At 34.9% G+C, this 17,686-nt stretch carries 15 protein-coding genes; 6 read left to right on the top strand and 9 right to left on the bottom strand.

Annotated elements, in window-relative coordinates; translation table 11 throughout:
* Positions 1-106: 106 nt before the first annotated feature.
* From JHK62_RS06135 to gla, 3 genes are all read right to left on the bottom strand, one after another.
* The gene (locus JHK62_RS06135) at positions 107-1,048 is read right to left on the bottom strand and encodes a serine hydrolase domain-containing protein (RefSeq protein WP_199575885.1); all 942 of its coding nucleotides are present in this window, start codon (positions 1,046-1,048) and stop codon (positions 107-109) included.
* On the bottom strand, positions 1,045-1,800 hold the full coding sequence (locus JHK62_RS06130; protein ID WP_199575884.1) for a CppA family protein: 756 nt from the start codon (positions 1,798-1,800) through the stop codon (positions 1,045-1,047). Before JHK62_RS06130 ends, JHK62_RS06135 begins: the two co-directional genes overlap by 4 nt.
* Before the next feature lie 146 nt (positions 1,801-1,946).
* Positions 1,947-2,804: an aquaglyceroporin Gla gene (gene gla / locus JHK62_RS06125; RefSeq protein WP_199575883.1), complete on the bottom strand. Its 858-nt coding sequence runs from the start codon at positions 2,802-2,804 to the stop codon at positions 1,947-1,949.
* Positions 2,805-2,930: 126 nt separating this feature from the next.
* On the opposite strand from gla, the gene JHK62_RS06120 reads away from it, so the two are divergent.
* A complete protein-coding gene (locus JHK62_RS06120; protein ID WP_199575882.1) occupies positions 2,931-5,207 on the top strand; it encodes a Xaa-Pro dipeptidyl-peptidase in 2,277 nt (758 codons plus the stop codon).
* A gap of 124 nt (positions 5,208-5,331) precedes the next feature.
* On the opposite strand, the gene JHK62_RS06115 is transcribed toward JHK62_RS06120, so the two are convergent.
* From JHK62_RS06115 to JHK62_RS06105, 3 genes are all read right to left on the bottom strand, one after another.
* A complete protein-coding gene (locus JHK62_RS06115) occupies positions 5,332-6,456 on the bottom strand; it encodes a hypothetical protein (RefSeq protein ID WP_199575881.1) in 1,125 nt (374 codons plus the stop codon).
* Between the two features lie 273 nt (positions 6,457-6,729).
* A complete protein-coding gene (locus JHK62_RS06110; RefSeq protein WP_199575880.1) occupies positions 6,730-7,557 on the bottom strand; it encodes a DUF1129 domain-containing protein in 828 nt (275 codons plus the stop codon).
* Positions 7,547-7,891: a helix-turn-helix transcriptional regulator gene (locus tag JHK62_RS06105; protein ID WP_199575879.1), complete on the bottom strand. Its 345-nt coding sequence runs from the start codon at positions 7,889-7,891 to the stop codon at positions 7,547-7,549. The genes JHK62_RS06110 and JHK62_RS06105 overlap by 11 nt, the downstream gene beginning before the upstream one ends.
* A gap of 175 nt (positions 7,892-8,066) precedes the next feature.
* Here JHK62_RS06105 and JHK62_RS06100 point away from each other — a divergent pair, with 175 nt between their 5' ends.
* The 5 genes from JHK62_RS06100 (at position 8,067) to JHK62_RS06080 (ending at position 12,314) form a co-directional block, all read left to right on the top strand.
* Complete coding sequence (locus JHK62_RS06100; protein WP_199575878.1) at positions 8,067-8,690, top strand: TetR/AcrR family transcriptional regulator; 624 nt, start codon at positions 8,067-8,069, stop codon at positions 8,688-8,690.
* Between the two features lie 2 nt (positions 8,691-8,692).
* On the top strand, positions 8,693-9,547 hold the full coding sequence (locus JHK62_RS06095) for an ABC transporter ATP-binding protein (RefSeq protein ID WP_199575877.1): 855 nt from the start codon (positions 8,693-8,695) through the stop codon (positions 9,545-9,547).
* A 1-nt stretch (position 9,548) separates the two neighbouring features.
* Positions 9,549-10,769: an ABC transporter permease gene (locus tag JHK62_RS06090; RefSeq protein ID WP_199575876.1), complete on the top strand. Its 1,221-nt coding sequence runs from the start codon at positions 9,549-9,551 to the stop codon at positions 10,767-10,769.
* Between the two features lie 14 nt (positions 10,770-10,783).
* The gene (locus JHK62_RS06085) at positions 10,784-11,797 is read left to right on the top strand and encodes an ABC transporter permease (RefSeq protein WP_199575875.1); all 1,014 of its coding nucleotides are present in this window, start codon (positions 10,784-10,786) and stop codon (positions 11,795-11,797) included.
* 61 nt (positions 11,798-11,858) lie between these two features.
* Positions 11,859-12,314, top strand: coding sequence for a DIP1984 family protein (locus JHK62_RS06080; protein WP_199575874.1), 456 nt, complete (start codon positions 11,859-11,861; stop codon positions 12,312-12,314).
* A 261-nt stretch (positions 12,315-12,575) separates the two neighbouring features.
* On the opposite strand, the gene JHK62_RS07940 is transcribed toward JHK62_RS06080, so the two are convergent.
* From JHK62_RS07940 to ulaG, 3 genes are all read right to left on the bottom strand, one after another.
* Positions 12,576-15,293: a pneumococcal-type histidine triad protein gene (locus tag JHK62_RS07940; RefSeq protein ID WP_199575873.1), complete on the bottom strand. Its 2,718-nt coding sequence runs from the start codon at positions 15,291-15,293 to the stop codon at positions 12,576-12,578.
* A gap of 134 nt (positions 15,294-15,427) precedes the next feature.
* Positions 15,428-16,111 (bottom strand): hypothetical protein, encoded by a 684-nt coding sequence (locus JHK62_RS06070; protein ID WP_199575872.1) that lies wholly within the window; start codon positions 16,109-16,111, stop codon positions 15,428-15,430.
* Between the two features lie 388 nt (positions 16,112-16,499).
* The gene (gene ulaG, locus JHK62_RS06065) at positions 16,500-17,591 is read right to left on the bottom strand and encodes an L-ascorbate 6-phosphate lactonase (protein ID WP_199575871.1); all 1,092 of its coding nucleotides are present in this window, start codon (positions 17,589-17,591) and stop codon (positions 16,500-16,502) included.
* Between the last annotated feature and the right edge of the window lie 95 nt (positions 17,592-17,686).

The following is a 17,686-nucleotide window of genomic DNA, read 5'->3' as shown; positions in this document are numbered from 1 at the left end:
TATAGAGATTCAGTCGCCAATAATATGATTTTTTATTAACAAACCAAAAACACCAGTAGCAAAAGCTACTGGTGTTATTAATTTTATTATTGTTTTTAACTTATCATCACAATGAATCACAAGCTGCTAAGGACGAGATCATCACATCTCTTAGTTCTCTTCGTTTGGCAATCCATAAAGGCCTATCATCATAAAGATAGGTTCTATTGGTTAAAAAGATTACCGCTTGTTGCGTTTCACGATTAAACATGATAAATGGACCTGTATAGCCAGTGTGGTCTAGCCAATAGCCATTTAAATTCCAGGCAAGGGAACGTTCTTTGTTAGCCAAAGCATAACCCTTGGTCAGGTGTTTAGCAAAATCACCTGTCAGATTATGCATCATAAAAATTTCCAAATCTTTTAGGGTTGAAAATAATCCGGCAGACCCAGAATGGACTCCTAAAACACGCGCTTTAGGGTCGTGAACAAGTCCTTTTGGAGCAGTTTTTGACGTTGGCACACTTTGCGTTTTGGGAGAAAAACCTGTCTTGGTCATTCCAAGAGGTTGAAAAAGTTTCTGATTAAACAACTTATCTAAAGATTCTTGATAGTAATACTCCAGTAAAAAACCAAGAAGAAGAAAATTGATATCGGTGTATAGAAAATCCTTGTTGTCAGTCACCTTTATCTGATGAATCGCTTCTTTTAATGCTTCTGCTCCCAGCTTATCACGATTAGCGATAAAAGGATCAATACCAGAGGTATGTGTTAATAATTGTCTAATCGTCACCTGATCATTGTTGAAAAAAGGATAGTAAGTCTTAAAAGGCACATCTAGCTTAAAGGTACCCTCATTAATAAGATAAATCATTAAGGTCCCAACACCAACAACCTTTGAAACGCTCGCTAAATCATAGGAAAGATCCTCCTTGGTTAAAACACCAGGGACTGTTTCTCCTAGATAATATTCTTTCCACTCCTTATCGTAGATGGCTAAACTAGCCCCGAGATAAAGATTATCACTTATTTGTTCTGTGATTTTTTCAATGATAGTATCATGACTCATTCTTTTACAAACCAGATTTCGATATTGCTGTGGTCTGAAACCACTAAGACTTTTTGTTTCTTATCAAGAAAGATCGATAAGCCGTTTTCTTTCAAATGATTACTCAAAAACGACAAATCATAGTCACTAGGAACACTAAACTCTAAAATTTCAATATCCCAGGCGATGTGGGGTTCAATGGTTAAATCCTTACCCTCATTTTGGACAAAGTCAATTTTAAGAGGCAATTCATTAGCTAGAATTTCTTGATAGAAAGTTTTGGCCTTTTTAAGATCAGGAACATTTAAAATGATTTCCTCAATAGTATAATCAAGTAATCCCGTAAAGGTTTTATCTTGCTCGAATGCTGGGCGATCAACTAATTTTAGACTAGATAGATCATCTTCAGCATGAATTAAGATTAAATCATTTTCGGGTGAGAAAATCTCAAAAGCATAGCCATTATTTCCTTGATACACACGCTTCGCATCAGCACCATTAGCAAGAAGAGCGTCTATGTCTTCTTTCTTTTTGACCTTTAATACCACTTTGTGCAATTTTTTGGGACCATTAACAGCTCTGGTTCGCATAGCCGGCGATTCTTCAATCGTAAAAATAGTTTCAGCACGTTCTAAACTGCCAAAAAAAGCAAGGGCATTTTCTTCTGATAATAGTCTTAATCCTAAATGTTCTTGGTAAAACTTGATGTTTTCATCACGATTATTCACTCGTAAAACAGGAGTTTTAAATTTAATATGGTCAAATAAAGCCATGACTCTCTCTTTCTATTCAATTCTTTTGTTTATTTTCATGTGTTAATGATATACTCTTACAGTATCGTTATTTCACTAAAATTGCAATCAATATGACCTTTTAATTTTCAATAACATAGAAAAAGAGGTGTTAACCTCTTTTCTTGTTAGTTCATGTACAATAATTTAAAAGCCATTACCGCTAAAACTCCTGCTAAGATAGGAACAATAACTGGTACCCAGGCGTACCACCATTTCGAATCAGATTTTGCTTCTCCTAAAATTGATTTAGGTAAGAAATGATGAACAATTCTTGGACCAAGGTCACGAGCAGGGTTTAGAGCTGGACCAGTTGGTCCACCGAGACTAACAACAAGTACTAAAACAAGAAAACCAACGCCAACATGAGCTACCGATAAACTACCACCAAGGATATGAGAAATAGAATCAAATGCCTCTTTGCTAGAAACGGCTCCGCCATACTGGTCAACAATTTTTGAAATGGCTTCAGCACCAAAGTAGTTTTTGGTAAGAGCTAGAGCACCAAAGAATAAGATGAAAGAACCAACAAATTCATTAGCCACACCATTAAATAGTGATGCTTTTTGACTTTCTTTAGTCCCATCATCCAAAGCTGATATGGTTGAAAATGAGCCTAAAATATGATTAGGATTTTCTGTCTTTTTATAATAAGGTTGATACACCCCAACAACAATAAGTTGGCCAACCATGGCACCTAGTAATTGTGCGATAATATAAGGAAGAACATGTTCCCAAGGAAATAGCCCAGATACTGCTAAACCAATAGTGAAAGCGGGATTGATATGATTACCAGAAACGTTCCCAAACATTAATGCAGGCATCATTACCCCTAAACCATATCCAAAAGCAATGACAAGCCAGCCACTATTATTTCCTTTAGTTCCCTTTAAATCAACATTTGCAACAGCACCATTCCCCAAAATCATTAAAAGAGCAGTTGCGATAAACTCCGTTAGGTATTTCACAGTCCATGTGACATCCATTTTATTTTTATTCCTTTCGCTATTTAACTTTTTTTAGACAAGTAACATTCTATCAAGTATAATAGAGAATGTAAAGATATAATAATTATTTAAAACGCTTACATGAAAAGGAGTTTGAAAGAAGCCATGAAATATAATCAATATAGCTATATTGAGTCCACTAACGAGCAGCAATTACAAGAATTACAAGCCTTGGGATTTAATATTGCTACTAATTTATCCCCAAAAGAAAACGTTAAAAACTTTGTGAAAACGACCTTTTTACATTACTCTGATAAGGAATTTGCCCTAAGTCGTCTTATCGCAGATAAAAAAACTGATTTGTTACATTTTTTTAAAGGAGATAGTCCTCTCACTAATGAAGTTTTTTATACGGTCGCTTTACAATTACTTGGTTTTATTCCAAATGTTGACTTTGATGACACGATGACCTTTATCAAAAAAATAGATTTCCCTGTCACTTATAATGAAGAAAATGTGATTGACAACCTCTATCACCTCTTAAACACACGTGGTAAAAATGGGATGACGCTTATTGATCACTTGATTAGTCAAGGACTAATCAAATCAACCAATGACTATCTCTTTTTCAATGGAAAGAGTTTGCCAACGTTTGATACAACACAATTAATTCGTGAGATTGTTTATGTAGAAGCGCCGGTTGATACCGACCAAGACGGGCAACTAGATTTGATTAAAACAACAATTATTCGCCCAACAACAACTCATCTTTTACCAACAATGATGATGCAAAGCCCTTATCATCAAGGCATTAACGATCCTGCATCTAATAAAAAGTTATACAAGATGGAAGGTGACTTAAGTGTTAAAGACCCTCATAGCATTTCAGTAACCAATGAAGAAATTACTCTCAAAGAAACAACTCCTTCTCCCCTTGAGGAGGGAAATGCAGAGGAAAGCTTTAGTTTTACAAAAACGTACAGCCTTAATGATTACCTGCTTGCAAGAGGTTTTGCGAATATCTATGTTTCTGGTGTGGGAACTCTAGACTCAACGGGACTAATGACGAGTGGTGATTATCAGCAAATTGCATCCTTTAAAGCCGTTGTCGATTGGCTTAATGGCCGTGCTAACGCCTATACTAGCCATAGACGTGATAAACAAGTGAAAGCCTCTTGGGCAAATGGACTTGTTGCAACAACAGGGATTTCTTATCTAGGAACCCTCTCTACAGGTCTTGCCACAACAGGTGTGGATGGCTTAAAAGTGATCATCGCTGAAGCTGGTATTTCTTCTTGGTATGACTATTACCGTGAAAATGGGTTGGTATGTAGCCCTGGAGGCTATCCTGGTGAAGACTTGGATGTCTTAACAGAATTAACCTACTCACGTAATCTAGTTGCCGGTGACTACTTAAGAAACAATGACCGTTATCAAGCATTTCTTAAAGAGCAATCTCAAGAACTTGATAGAGAAAGTGGCGATTACAACCAATTCTGGCACAATCGTAACTACGTGATTCATGCTGATAAAGTTACTGCTGAAGTGGTTTACACTCATGGACTCCAAGACTGGAATGTGAAACCACGCCACGTTTATAATATCCTAAAGGCCCTCCCTGAACAGGTCAAAAAACACGTCTTTCTTCATCACGGTGCCCATGTTTATATGAATAACTGGCAGTCCATTGACTTTAGAGAAAGCATGAATGCCCTTTTGAGCCAAAAATTATTAGGTCATGATAATGGCTATACGCTACCAAGTGTTATCTGGCAAAATAACCAAGAAGCACAAAGTTGGGAAACCCTTGAAACTTTTGGTTCAAAGAAAAAAGAAAGTATGCCATTGGGTGATAAAGAAGCTATTGTTCAAAATTACTATGATGACGACACTTTTAGTCGATACAGCAAACAGTTTAGAAACTTTAAGTCTGACTTATTTGATAATAAAGCTAATGAAATTGTCATAGATATGACATTAGACAAAGACCTCCATATTAATGGTGAAATCACACTTGATTTAAAAGTGAAATCAAGCATTAATAAGGGACTAATCTCTGCACAAGTCTTGGATTTTGGTAAGGCAAAAAGACATGGCGACAATCCTAGAATTATTGATGGTAAGAGTATTGATAATGGCATTGATTTTGCAAGAGAACACTTAATGGAACTACCATTTGCTGAAAGTCCCTACCGTGTGGTGACTAAAGGCGTTCTCAACTTGCAAAACCGTACCAATCTTCTAACCGTTGAAAGTGTAACACCAGAGGAATGGATGACCTTTAGCTTTAGTTTACAACCCACTATTTATCGCCTTAAAAAAGGAGACAGCATTCGAGTGATTCTTTACACAACAGACTTTGAGCACACTATCAGAGATAACAGTGATTACACCTTAACTGTTGATTTGTCAGAATCTGCGATGATAGTACCGATTGTTTAGAAGATATTATCTTTCAAACCTTAAAAACAAATATCGCACCCTAACTAAATAAAAATGAAATTAATAAAAAAGGAAAACTGAACTATTGTCAGTTTTCCTTTTTTATTAGTTGTCATACAGACAATTAATTTACCCAGATATGGAAGCTATCATCTGTCGTTTGTTGTTCAAAAATAACAGTATTGTCACTAATATTGTATCCAATCAATTTGTCACCTGCTAGAATGAGTAATGTGTTGTCATCAATTTGTTTGACATCTTTTAAGTAATCCGTACCACCTTCAATTGATAGACCAAACGGAGATAAATCAATAAAGGTTGATGCCCTATCGTTTAAATGAAAGAGACTAAATCCAATTTTTCCAGAATCATTTGGCTCATGTTCTATGGCTAACAGATTTGAGCTTAAATCAAAAATATTATAAGGAGCAATTTCAGGTAAATCTATCATTTCTTTTTGACCTGTATTCATATCATAATGAAAAATCTGTCCTAACACTACTCTTTCTTTGGTGGCATTTATCCTATACCCAGGTGATATAGCGTATAGGTGATTATTTTTTACAATACTATCAATGAAAGAATAACTAACATCGGGATTTTCATATAGAAGTTCTTTATTTTCCAGTTTTAATGTCTTATCTTTAAAAGAAAATGTGTACAAATAGGCTGGAAACGTTTCATCACCAGCAACATCTACTCCTATGAAGTAAATGTTATCATTATTATCAATAGAAAAATCACTAGCTAAAACACCATTTTCAAAAGTGTATTTATCGATTTCTTCTAAATTTTCATCAAAAACGGCAATAAAGGAATCCTCTGTGTTTGCCTCAGAAGAAAAATAATAATCTGATGATACACCAGAAGAAGTATAGGCGTAATCAGGGGTTTTATTATATTTGATTGTTCCATTCTTGAAATCAATTGCTATAATTCTTCCAACAGTACCTAAAGGGCGACCTTCTTCCGAAAACACTAGGTAGCGATTTGACAGTTCAGCACGCATAATCACTTGATTGATTTGTCCTTTTACAATTTCAACCTCCTCATCAGATACTTTTTGAGCGTCATTATTGCCAAGTTGATAGCCTTCTATATTGTTATAGCCAACGATATAAAAATCTACATCTGATGACACGGCAAATGATTTTGACGGGTCAAACAGTTTTTGAAACAAGAAGAATATCCCAAGAGATAATACTAAAAGGATTACTATAAAGGTTATTAGTTTGTTTTTTTTGAACATTGATATTCCCTTCTGTTTTCTGAAAAAACCATATGTATTCGCTTTCATTATATCGTTTTCGCCTTAGTTTATCAATTTTTACTATTTTCATTCAAAAGTGATTTTAAAAACATAGTAATGCTTTGGGTATTAAAAAATCCCTAAAGAACTTGTATTCTCTAAGGATTTGTTGTGTTTACTAGTTATCTTTTTATAAATTCCTTTATAGTATTCGTTTAATTAAGCTGTCAAAAGTACTTGATTGAAATATAATTGTTATTAGTGTCTCTTTTGTTATTCTCCCTGCGAATTTTTCTTTAGTATTAGCCTTAACCAAAGATAAAAAACTATCATACTAATCACCAGTAAGGCTAAAGGAATCCATCTTTGCCATAGCTCTCCTTGTAAGACTCCTAAAAGATAATATTTTTTAATCACTCCACTACAAAATAAGGATAAAGCAACAACAAAAACTGGTCTAAAAAAAGATATTTTGAATGAAGAAAATAATATCACAAAAAGAAAACCAGACAGTAGTAATAAATCATAAGGCCTAGGAATAGTGATAATATAGGAAAATTGATTTACAATTTTTAAGATAAACGCTAATACTATGAAAATAACAAAAATACTACCAGTGACCACGTACGTTAAAAATTTTTTAAATTGGGTATAAATACTTTTTTTCAATAAATAAAACAAGAAAAAGATATAAAGAAACCCCAAGATTCCAAAGATAAAGAAAGATAAAACATTGATATCTAACGAACCAGCATTAGAAAACTGATATAAGGAAAAAGAACCAAAGCCATAGAAAGTTATAATCACGATTAGACCTAAAATTTTCCAAACTGATTCAGGCTTTGCTTGTTTTATTAAATCATCTGCTAGCTCCTTAGGATTTTTCCCAAAATAAGACTCAGCAGTCATCTTATTTTTTTCTGCTTCCAACAAATCAAGAGCCATACTATAAATTTGTTCACGAATTTCATTTTCATCTACAATAAGAGATGATAATAGCATATAGGATTGTAAATCAGAAAAATATGCTTTGTTTTCTTCAGTCATTTGGGCAATAATGGCTTCTGTTTTTCTGATATAGTTGTCTACTTTAGATGTCATTTTTTCCTCCTTTATTAGTCATTTCGTTTAATCTTCCTACCTTTATCGTTAAATCCTGCCACTGCTTCCAAAATGCCTCTAAATATTGTTCCCCTTTAGGAGTTAACGAAAAATATTTTCTATCAGGCCCATCTAAAGATGTTTTTAATTGACCTTTAATTAATTCTTTTTTTTCCAATTTTTGTAACAAGGGATAAACAGTCCCACCAGTCATTGTATCAAAACCTGATTCTCTCAAATCTTGAATCAATTCATAGCCATAAATTTCCTTTTTTGAGATGATTTGAAGAACACAACCATCCAGAACACCTTTTAATAACTGTGTTTCTTTCACAACTTTCCTCCACTACTATGTTTTACCTACTAGTTAATAAAATGATATCACTTTTCAACTAGTATGTAAAGCATAATAGTGCTATTATCGTTAAAACTTATGAAAATTGACCAATGTGGTCAAAAATGGTATTCTATTATTGACCACATTGGTCAATTTTGAAGGAGGACGCTCTATGACTACAATTTTTGAACAGATAGATAAAGAAAAAAGAAAGCGTATTGCCATTGCTGCCTTTGAAGAATTTGCTAAAAATGGCTATGACAATGCTTCGACAAATCAAGTGGTCAAGCACGCTAACATTTCCAAAGGTATTCTCTTTCACTATTTTGGTAATAAAAAAGGCCTTTATGATCAATTAGTAGATTATAGTATTGTTCTGATTAAAGAGCATGTCAGTGATCATATTGATTGGAAAGAACGTGATTTTTTCAACCGTATCCAACAAATCATGCTATTAAAAGTTCAATTAGTAGAGGATTATCCCTACATCTATGAATTCCAAAAAAGAATTTTTCTAGGAAAAACACAAAAAGATATGTTAAAAATAGCTGGTGAAGAGGCTACTCTCCTTGCTCAGCGTATTTACAGTGACAATATTGATTTTTCACTTTTTAAAAAAGACATTGATCTTGCAACAGGAATGGAAATAATCAATTGGACTTTTGAGGGTCTAAGTACCAAACTTTGGCATTCAACTTTAAATCAAAAAATAGATTTAAAAGAAGCATTAAAAGAAAGCCATCGATACCTAGCCGTTTTAAAAGAGCTATTTTATGACTCAGAAATGGAGAATTAAGCATGATTACTGTTAAACATTTATCACACTCTTACACAAACGAAGACCAATTAGCCGTTAAGAATATTAGTTTTGAGGTTAAAAAAGGTGAAATTTTTGGTTTTTTAGGCCCTTCTGGAGCAGGAAAATCAACTACACAAAATATTCTAACAGGGCTCTTAAAACTACAGACTGGTGATGTTAGTGTTAACGGTTATGATTTAAAGCAATCCCATCAAGAACGCTTTAATCAAATTGGCGTTTCCTTTGAACAATCCAATGTCTATAGTAAACTCACTGCTTTAGAAAACCTCAAATACTATGCCAGTCTCTTTGATGTGCCAACAAGAGATCCCCTTGACTTATTAAAACTAGTTGGGCTAGAAGACCATAAAAATCAACGAGCAGGCACCTTTTCAAAAGGAATGAAGCATCGTTTGACTTTTGCCAGATCCTTGATTAATAATCCCGAATTATGGTTTTTAGATGAACCAACAACAGGGCTCGACCCAGCTATTGCAGCGACTATTAAAAACATTATTTTAAAGGAAAAAGAAAAAGGAACCACTTGTTTTTTAACTACTCATAACATGACCATTGCCGATGAGTTGTGTGATCGTGTTGCCTTTATCATTGATGGCGAAATCAAATTGATTGATACACCAGAAAATCTCAAACAAGCATTTGGTCAAAAGAGTGTTGTTGTCGAATACCATAAAAATGGTGAGCTCATTAAGGAAACCTTGAAAACAAATGATCAGAAAGAAAAGGAAAGATTGGCCAATATTATTTCATCCTATGAGGTTAAAACCCTTCATTCAAAAGAAGCAACTCTTGAAGAAATCTTTATTCAAGTGACAGGAAAGGGGTTGAATTGATATGAGACTCTTTCATACCTTTATAAAGGAAATGAAGCTTGCAGCAAGAGGGTTTTACTTTTATATTGAAATCATTGTAGCCGTGATTGCCCTCATTGTTTTAATGACTTTAGTAAAAGAACAACCCTCGACAACCACTAAAGAATTCATTTTCTTGGATGTCAACACGTCTCAGATTTTTGACAATTTTAACAAGAATACTCAGGAAGAAAAAAGTCATTTATTTAATGTTATCGACATAAGTCTCAAGCCAGTTGATGACTCAGAAATGGTGCTAAAACCAAGTGAATTCACCTTGATTGATGATAAAACAGGCTCTGAACAGCACTATTCTTTTTCGGATGAGAAAAAAGTAAACGTTAAAACATTTGAAAAATACAACCCAAAAACAAAAGCAAGCTATGGCTTTATTTATCTCATTGATAATAAAGATGATTTCATCCGTTTAATACAAGAAAAAGGCAATATGGGCTTAATCCTATCACTAGATGGTTCAGGAAAGCCACAATTTAAATATTTCCTTCAAGGCTATGAACCCACACAATTAAAAGACTTACTCTATCTACTACACTCAGGTGAAAGTCAAGTTATACCATCGTCTCAAGCAACTAACAAGATGAAACGTTTGAAAACAGAAAACACACTCAATCAAAGAGAACTGATGATGCCTCCACTTGTGACCATTTTAGGGTCACTAATGGGATTTTTCGTCATGGTTTCTTATATTTTTTTAGATAAAGAACAAGGTGCTATCAAGGCTTTTGCGGTATCGCCTGGTTCAATGAAAACCTATCTTTTCACAAAAATTATGGTCGCAATGACAAGTACCCTCATCTCAACAAGTATTATTGTAATTCCGATAATGAAAGCAAGGCCAGACTATCTTCTCTTTTATCCTTTACTCATCGCAAGTGCTTTTGCTTTTTGTAGCTTAGGTTTATTAGTGGCTAGTTTTTTCAATCAATTGAACAAAGCTTTTTCAGTGCTTTATCTCATCATGTTAATTCTCATGCTACCGATTTTATCTTATTACATCACCACATTTAACCCTACTTGGATAAGAATACTTCCTACTCATTTCCTTTTACAAGATTTTAAAGCTATTTTATCCGGTACAGCAGATACCAGTTTTACCACATTATCAATTGGTCTTTCAATCCTTTCTGGAATGGTGCTACTCATCCTTTCAGACATCAGATTTAAAAAGACATTGACTGTTTAGAAAGGAGACATCGTATGTTACGCAAAATAGTAACGATTTTCTTAAAAGATGCAAAAATTGCTAGACGTGATGCCATTCTTTCTTATATGATGGTTGTTCCGATAATACTGGCTGTTGGCATCTTATTATTACTTCCTCAACTGAGTGAGAATAGTTTTTCAATCAAAACAGCCCTGTTAAGAACTGAATCCAAAACATATATTGATTACATGAAAAAGTACACACAAGTTGAACTTTTTGATAATAAAGAAGCATTAGAGAACCGTCTTTTAAAAACAGATGATAGCATTGGTCTCATCTCAAAAAACAATGATTATGAGATGATTGTAGAAGGTAACGAATCCTCACAAACGATTCTTCTGGCTCAATTTCTAAACCAAAAATTCAAAGAAGGCGCAAATCCTGAAACAAGTAGTGCTGACATTGTTACATTTAAGACGAGTGTTAATCCACTAAAAACAAAACTGACTAATATGCTCATTCTTCTAGTGATTATGTCATCTGGTATGATGATTGCCCTAGGACTTGTTGAGGAAAAATCAGATAACACCATTAGTGCCATGACGGTTTCTCCCGTATCCCAAGGAGCTTTTATCCTTGGCAAAAGTCTCTTTGGTGGCTGTTCTGCCTTGTTTGGGATTATCATCTCACTCCTTATCCTTGGTTATGCTGATATCAACTGGTTTATGCTCCTTAGTATTGGTTTTATGAGTTTTATCCTTAGCGCTTTAGTTGGGTTTTTACAAGGGACTAATTCCACAGATATTATCGAAGTAGCTAGTAGCTTGAAACTGATGATGCTACCAATTGTAGCTGCTGTGGCTTGTTATGAGCTCTTGGCTGACAACTGGCAATGGACCATGTACTGGAATCCTTTTTACTGGGTTTATAAGGCTAATGACCTTATTTTATCAAAAGAAGCTATTTGGAATGAAATGTTCTTTTATATGTTAATTGTTTTTGCCATCTCGATTACGAGTTATTTTATTTCTATACCAATCATTAAGAAAAAGCTTCGTAAGGCCTAATCTTTTAGGAATATGTTATAATGTCACTAATAAGTTGACTTATTAGGAGGATAATCAAAGAATGAAATTGGCTGAAGCATTGATTCTTAGATCAGATTTACAAAAAAGAATAGAACAGATTAAAAGTAGATTGCAACAAAATGTTTTGATACAAGAAGGAGACACCCCTAGCGAGGACCCAAATACCTTACTCAAAGAGTTTTCTACCCTACAAAACGACTTGACCAAGATTATTAAGGCAATTAATAAAACAAATAGCCAAACCATGTTAGATGAAAAAAAACACTTGGCTGATGCTCTCGTTGAAAGAGATGCTCTCTTAGCTAAGAGAAATATGCTTAGTGACATTGCTGAGGCCGCCAGTCAAAAACAAGCTAGGTATTCAAGAAGTGAAATCAAATACATTAGCACTGTTGATGTCAAAAAAATACAAAAAGAAATTGACAAGCTCTCTAAAGCCTATCGAGAATTAGACACTGCTATTCAGGCAATGAATTGGCAGATTGATCTTCTCTAATACGAGTTGGTAGCTTCTGATATAAAGGTGAGTATAACTTTGTTTAGGCAGACTTTGGGGCAAGGTCCGTGGTTCGAATCCACTCCTTACAAATCATGCCCAGAACTGTTACCACTGAACAAATCACAACTAATTGTTACAACCACTATACTAATTTATATCCGTTGCGAGGGTGGGAATGGGGAATTAAAAGACTGTACAAACCATCACAAAAAGCTTCTATCAAAAGATAGAAGCTTTTTAGTCGTCTTAGAATAACGATTAATACTCAAAGTTAGCCAATTCATCACTAATAGGGGTTGGATTAGAGGTTTCATCAACATTAGAAGCCAATAAATCATCTAAATCATTAACATTTGGTGTTGTCTCCTCTTTAGGTGACGATGGCTCAGCTGTCTCTTCCTCACTTGTTGGTGGGAATGGATCAAAATCTGGCCCAAATGGATCGTCTACCTCATCAAATCCTGGTGGGAATGGATCAAAATCTGGTCCAAACGGATCATCTGTCTCGTCAAATCCTGGCGCAAATGGATCATAATCTGGCCCAAATGGATCAGCTAAATCGTTATCTTTTGGCAATTCTTCACGTTTGGTGAAGGAAATAGTGTATGTTGTGTCCTCTTCAACAGGTTTATTAAACTGTTCAATGATATGCGACATATCGCCTGCAACATAACCTTCTTTAGCTTGAGTAGCTGGAGGGAAAATACCTGCTTGACTGAGTGATGTTCCCTTTCTTACAAGATAAACAACAGCTCTTCCACGACCAACCGGACTGATTAGTTCGCCATTTTCATCGGCTTGGAAAGCAACAGCAACATATTTTTCTGGGTCATGCCAGTAATAGTTAGGGTGTCTTTGTGGATCATTTTTATCAGTTGGATTATCAGGATTTTGAGCTAAGTAAGGCCCAATTTTTAGACTAGTTGTTCCAAAAGCAGCAAGGTTGATAGCAGCACTTACCGGTGCATTATCATCTATCTCTTCAACTGACACATTACGCCATTCGATAAATTCAAAACCAGTATTAGGGACTGGAGTTGGCACTTTCATGCCGTGTTCTTTAGCCTCAGCCCAAGTGAGTTTACGATTGACCAGATAGATGAACCCACCTTGAACCTTACCATCAAGTTCTAATTGACCATTAGTGATAGTAGTGTATCTGATGGCTGTGAATTCTGATAAATCCACATCTGTTGTGTCATCAAATGGTCCGTAGACATCTTTTGTCGGTGCTTTTCTGATCTTATCAAATGAGGCGATAAAATGAACACTTTCTCTATCCATTTTACCTGATTTAGGCATTTCTTCACGCCAACCTTTAAAAATACTATTGTCTTTTACCAAGGTTTCTGGCATTGAAAATCCTAATTCTGACCAATCTAAATCTTTACGAACAAGGTAGTAGATACGATGAACAAGACCATCATTGCCTTTTAAATCACCAAATTCATTTTCACTACTAAATTCAACTAAAATGAAATTCTTAATGTCTTTGATGCCATCTACTTTAAAGTAATCTTTGACACCTCTTTTTGTCATTCTACCTTGTTTTGCTCCAGGATAAAATGGACCGTAAACATTATTTGTTTCAATGTCTAGATTGGTGCTTTCTGTTTTCTCATCACGTTCAGGATCATCTGGAAGGCTAGGATCAATTTTATAGATGTGTGCGTGATCACCATGTCTGATAGACATGTAATTACCATTGATTGTGATATCTTCACGCTTAACTTGATAGTGCTCCATAAACTCTTTAATGAGTCTTTCTTTTCGTTCCTCAAGTGTCTCACCATCAATCGTCTGCTCAATTGTCTCCTCAATGGCTTCCTCAGGTGTTTTAAAAGGTTTAGTTGTGTCTATGTCTTTTAACATAATCACATGACTATGATCTTCGTGTGGGTACTCAAAACCAATCTCCCCTTCATTTGTTTCAATCATTTTAATCAAGGAAGGATCAATTCCCAAACCAGCTGCTAAATAGCTAATTTCCTTTTGGTAGGTGGGTTTTTCCTCTTGTTTTGATGTTTGGTCTTCTTTAGAAGGCGCTGATTGTTCTGGCGTTTGATCTTCATTAGAAGGTACTGGTTGTTTTGGTGTTTGTTCTTCTTTAGAAGGTGCTGGCACTTTTGGTGTTTGTGCTTGCTTTTCTTTAGAAGGGGCTGGTTGTTTTACTTGAGGTTTTTGATACTGTTCAACAAGATAAGCCCAACGACTGTTTTTCAAATCATTAAAACTAATCGAATGTAAATGACCATTATGCCCCACTAAAATACCTGTAGCTGTACTACTAGTAATGTTTTGACCAGTAAACAAGAAACCATCACTAGTTGGGTAATCAATTCCAGGAATACCGTTTTGTGTTTGAATGGTTGGCGGAGCTATCGGTAATGGCTGCGTTCTGATTAGTTGACTTGTTTTTGCTTGCTCATTGCTAGAGAGTTGTGACTTATAGATATAATGATAGTGATCACCATGTCGAACAGTATAACCATTAGCATCTTCTGCAACAATATCTCTTGGGTTAAATACATAACCATCATCAAGTTGGTAATGACCTGTCACTTGATTAGTTGAAGAAACAGCACCGTTAGTTTTAGCTGTGTCAACATATTCTCCTGGAATCAAGTAAGCCCACTTGGTTCCTTTTAATTCTGAATAGAAGATAAAGTGACTGTGATCACCATGTTTTAAAATAAGACCATCTGCTGTTTTACTTTGAATTTGTGATTCACTTGAAAATAAAAAGCCATCGTCTGTTGGATAGTCAACCCCTGAGACACCTTTCTCTTTTGCGGCATCTTTTTTCTTAGTAGCACTACTCTTAGTTGATTTTTTCGTTTTCTTACCTTTTTTTGTCTCTTGATGTGTTTTAGCTGTCGTTTCTTTTTTAGCCTCTTGGCTCTGACAAGCAGATAAAATCAGTTGACAAGATAATAAAATCCCCATCATACCAAAAATATAGTTACGACGTTTCATCTTAGTTCCTTTCTTAACCAGTAAATATTTCACCGGTTAAGTATATCATGATTTTTTATCTTGGGCAACACTTTAAAAGCATTTTGGGGCAAAAAATATCACTTGAAAAATCAAGTGATACGAGTCTTATTTTGTTATAGTAAATGCCTACTTCGTTTTGTTTCTTTTTCGGCATTACGTCGCTTATTTTCTCTATTCATATGAAGAAAGAATGCTACTATGCCAAGAACCACGCTGATACACATCCAGTAAATAAGAAATGTATTATAAGACGCTGCATGCAAAATGTCTTCATAAATAATATGCTCTTTGATATTATGTCGATAGCTCTTATCATCCCATTCGAATTGTTCTTCTTCTATGGCAACATTAAAAACAGGAATCGGGTCACTCTCAGTCCCTTGATGCTTTTTAAATTCTTCTGGGTTAATTTTTACCAGCAAGGACTTATCATCCAAATCACCAGACAAATCAATCCAAGCAAGGTCATTTCTTTTTTTGTGATAGTAAAGCACATCATAATAGGTTTGCTGGCTAACAATCAGCTCACTTTCTCTAGAAAAACCAATAGCAAGAAAATCGTCCGATTTGACGAGATGATAAGATGTTAAGGTGACAGACTCAGAATTTTTCACATAATTATCGACACTAATAAAGAGTTGGAGAATTATTGGAACAAGCAACACATAAACAAGAAATGAACCCATACTTAAAAACGTCAGTGTTTCAAATGGCGTTAATTCCTTATTCTTTTTCCTTTGATCTCTACTTGAAAGAGTTTGTGTTTCAACTGCGGTCATTTCTTTTTTCTTTTTCATTCGACCTCGCTTTCTATCCTCTTCTGCCAATTAAACTAGGCTAATTTCTCTAAATCAATCCAATAGTGTTTTATATTCTCATCATATATGTTTCTCACCAAAGTCCTTACGATAAGTCATTAGTTCTTCGTAGGCAAGGCTAGGTTTTATTAATAACAAGTCATCCATGAAACACCTTCAAAACTTTTCTATTATTATAACATATTTTAATAACAAGCAATGAGAAACTAACGTTTTGTCTCATGATGTTTACCTGATGACTCCCTTGTCATCAAAAAAAGGTTTAATAAAAATGCCCATCCTTTTCAAAGGATGGGCATTTTTATAATTTTTCCAATTTAAGGAGATTTTAGGAGTATGATTAAACTGTTGGCAAATTTTTAAGTTATTATAGGAGTGCCTTAAATTGAATATTAGAATCTTCTAAGAAGCAATCATCAAAACCACGTGGGTGATGATATTCCAAACGGTCTTTGTCTTGAGGGTAAGTGTATTTACCACCAACCTGCCAGATAAATGGATGGAAACCATATTGAAGACGTTCTTTACGCATGTTCCAAAGAGCGAGGATTTCATCCGTTGAGGCTTGGAAATTGGTCCAAATATCATGGTGGACAGGAATAACGACTTTACAACGAAGGTTTTCTGCCATGCGAAGTAAGTCAATAGAAGTCATTTTATCTTGAATACCAATTGGATTTTCACCATAGTTATTGATCGTCACATCGATATTGAAATCTCTACCGTGTTTAGCAGTATAGTTTGAAAAATGTGAGTCAAAGCCATGGTAAACAGTACCACCAGGCATTTCAAAGACATAATTAACTGCCTTACTATTCATTTCTTCATCAGTTACTGGCAAACCTTTTAAACTACCATTTTGAGCGTCTGCCCCTTTTACAGGTAATGTTACGATACAAGTCCGGTCAAACGATTCCAAAGCAGTGATTTTCATGTCTTTAAATTCTAATGAATCACCAGGTTTGACAATAATCATGCGTTCTTCTGGAACACCCCATCTCTTCCATGTTTCACCGACTTCGTATGGTCCAATAAATTTAACATGATCAAGTTTTGGATTATTTAAAATAGCTGCCGCAGTATTGATACAGATATGATCACTATGGAAGTGAGATACTAAGTAATAATCCAACTCATTAATTAAAAATGGGTCAAGAACAACTGGTTGTGCTCTCAAGTTTGGTTGTAATTTACGAACACCAGCCATGTTGGCCATTTGATGTCCTGGAACCATATCTTTTACTTTTTTGGTTGATTTCCCACGACTAGAGTAAAGGTCCATGACAACATTGGCCCCACCCGGTGTTTTAATCCAGACACCACAGTTTCCTAGCCACCACATGGAGAAATTGCCTTCAGGCACAACTTCTTCCTCAATTTCTTCATTTAGCCATGAGCCCCATTCAGGAAAGGTATTTAAAATCCATGATTCACGTGTTATATCTTGTACTTTAGGCATTGATTTTTTCCTCCAGTTTATTTTTTCTACACTCTTAGTATAATCCTTATAATCACTAAAAAAAAGACCAAGTCTCACACATTAGAGTGTTCAAA

Source organism: Streptococcus pacificus (assembly GCF_016481305.1).
Taxonomy (GTDB): Bacteria; Bacillota; Bacilli; order Lactobacillales; family Streptococcaceae; genus Streptococcus; species Streptococcus pacificus.
The sequence above is the reverse complement of the archived record's forward strand: the minus strand, read 5'-3'. Positions and strand labels throughout refer to the sequence as shown.

Bases quoted from the DNA above. Each gene is read 5' to 3' on its own strand.
- JHK62_RS06110 (WP_199575880.1), bottom strand. From the start codon at position 7,557: ATGACATCTAAAGTAGACAACTATATCAGAAAAACAGAAGCCATTATT.
- JHK62_RS06070 (WP_199575872.1), bottom strand. From the start codon at position 16,111: ATGAAAAAGAAAAAAGAAATGACCGCAGTTGAAACACAAACTCTTTCA.
- ulaG (WP_199575871.1), bottom strand. From the start codon at position 17,591: ATGCCTAAAGTACAAGATATAACACGTGAATCATGGATTTTAAATACC.
- JHK62_RS06090 (WP_199575876.1), top strand. From the start codon at position 9,549: ATGAGACTCTTTCATACCTTTATAAAGGAAATGAAGCTTGCAGCAAGA.
- JHK62_RS06135 (WP_199575885.1), bottom strand. From the start codon at position 1,048: ATGAGTCATGATACTATCATTGAAAAAATCACAGAACAAATAAGTGAT.
- JHK62_RS07940 (WP_199575873.1), bottom strand. From the start codon at position 15,293: ATGAAACGTCGTAACTATATTTTTGGTATGATGGGGATTTTATTATCT.
- JHK62_RS06095 (WP_199575877.1), top strand. From the start codon at position 8,693: ATGATTACTGTTAAACATTTATCACACTCTTACACAAACGAAGACCAA.
- JHK62_RS06130 (WP_199575884.1), bottom strand. From the start codon at position 1,800: ATGGCTTTATTTGACCATATTAAATTTAAAACTCCTGTTTTACGAGTG.
- gla (WP_199575883.1), bottom strand. From the start codon at position 2,804: ATGGATGTCACATGGACTGTGAAATACCTAACGGAGTTTATCGCAACT.
- JHK62_RS06115 (WP_199575881.1), bottom strand. From the start codon at position 6,456: ATGTTCAAAAAAAACAAACTAATAACCTTTATAGTAATCCTTTTAGTA.
- JHK62_RS06120 (WP_199575882.1), top strand. From the start codon at position 2,931: ATGAAATATAATCAATATAGCTATATTGAGTCCACTAACGAGCAGCAA.
- JHK62_RS06100 (WP_199575878.1), top strand. From the start codon at position 8,067: ATGACTACAATTTTTGAACAGATAGATAAAGAAAAAAGAAAGCGTATT.
- JHK62_RS06085 (WP_199575875.1), top strand. From the start codon at position 10,784: ATGTTACGCAAAATAGTAACGATTTTCTTAAAAGATGCAAAAATTGCT.
- JHK62_RS06080 (WP_199575874.1), top strand. From the start codon at position 11,859: ATGAAATTGGCTGAAGCATTGATTCTTAGATCAGATTTACAAAAAAGA.